The sequence below is a fragment of the Vibrio sp. Vb0937 genome (assembly GCF_033338855.1).
On sequence record NZ_JAWOTK010000150.1, the window covers coordinates 1 to 1,569 of the forward strand.

The 1,569-nt window shown below is 44.4% G+C and carries 1 protein-coding gene; it reads left to right on the forward strand.

All coding sequences use genetic code 11. From position 1 onward, the window contains the following. The first annotated feature begins 193 nt into the window (after window positions 1-193). Window positions 194-1,402 carry an IS4-like element ISVsa5 family transposase gene (locus R7P67_RS23940; RefSeq protein ID WP_001339175.1) on the forward strand — a complete coding sequence of 403 codons (1,209 nt, stop codon included), beginning with the start codon at window positions 194-196 and terminating at the stop codon, window positions 1,400-1,402. Window positions 1,403-1,569: the final 167 nt, after the last annotated feature.

Below are 1,569 nucleotides of genomic sequence, written 5' to 3' on the forward strand. Positions count from 1 at the left end.
ACCGACGTTAACGATGTGTGCTCGTCTGCGCCGCAGCCTACTATCGCTGTGTTAGGCAATAGTCACAGCATGGTTTACGTAAAGCGCTGATGAATCCCCTAATGATTTTTATCAAAATCATTAAGTTAAGGTAGATACACATCTTGTCATATGATCAAATGGTTTCGCCAAAAATCAATAATCAGACAACAAAATGTGCGAACTCGATATTTTACACGACTCTCTTTACCAATTCTGCCCCGAATTACACTTAAAACGACTCAACAGCTTAACGTTGGCTTGCCACGCCTTACTTGACTGTAAAACTCTCACTCTTACCGAACTTGGCCGTAACCTGCCAACCAAAGCGAGAACAAAACATAACATCAAACGAATCGACCGATTGTTAGGTAATCGTCACCTCCACAAAGAGCGACTCGCTGTATACCGTTGGCATGCTAGCTTTATCTGTTCGGGCAATACGATGCCCATTGTACTTGTTGACTGGTCTGATATCCGTGAGCAAAAACGGCTTATGGTATTGCGAGCTTCAGTCGCACTACACGGTCGTTCTGTTACTCTTTATGAGAAAGCGTTCCCGCTTTCAGAGCAATGTTCAAAGAAAGCTCATGACCAATTTCTAGCCGACCTTGCGAGCATTCTACCGAGTAACACCACACCGCTCATTGTCAGTGATGCTGGCTTTAAAGTGCCATGGTATAAATCCGTTGAGAAGCTGGGTTGGTACTGGTTAAGTCGAGTAAGAGGAAAAGTACAATATGCAGACCTAGGAGCGGAAAACTGGAAACCTATCAGCAACTTACATGATATGTCATCTAGTCACTCAAAGACTTTAGGCTATAAGAGGCTGACTAAAAGCAATCCAATCTCATGCCAAATTCTATTGTATAAATCTCGCTCTAAAGGCCGAAAAAATCAGCGCTCGACACGGACTCATTGTCACCACCCGTCACCTAAAATCTACTCAGCGTCGGCAAAGGAGCCATGGGTTCTAGCAACTAACTTACCTGTTGAAATTCGAACACCCAAACAACTTGTTAATATCTATTCGAAGCGAATGCAGATTGAAGAAACCTTCCGAGACTTGAAAAGTCCTGCCTACGGACTAGGCCTACGCCATAGCCGAACGAGCAGCTCAGAGCGTTTTGATATCATGCTGCTAATCGCCCTGATGCTTCAACTAACATGTTGGCTTGCGGGCGTTCATGCTCAGAAACAAGGTTGGGACAAGCACTTCCAGGCTAACACAGTCAGAAATCGAAACGTACTCTCAACAGTTCGCTTAGGCATGGAAGTTTTGCGGCATTCTGGCTACACAATAACAAGGGAAGACTCACTCGTGGCTGCAACCCTGCTTACTCAAAATCTATTCACACATGGTTACGTTTTGGGGAAATTATGAGGGGATCTCTCAGCGCATAGTAAGAATGCCACGCGTTGCGAATCACTCTTAAACAGTTTGTTAGGCTTCGACGCCGTATGGTCTGCTTATCTCATAAGGAATGGATAACTCTTCACAAATTCGGGATAGCGTATCATGTGCGTACAATTGAGCATGTATTTGAAGTA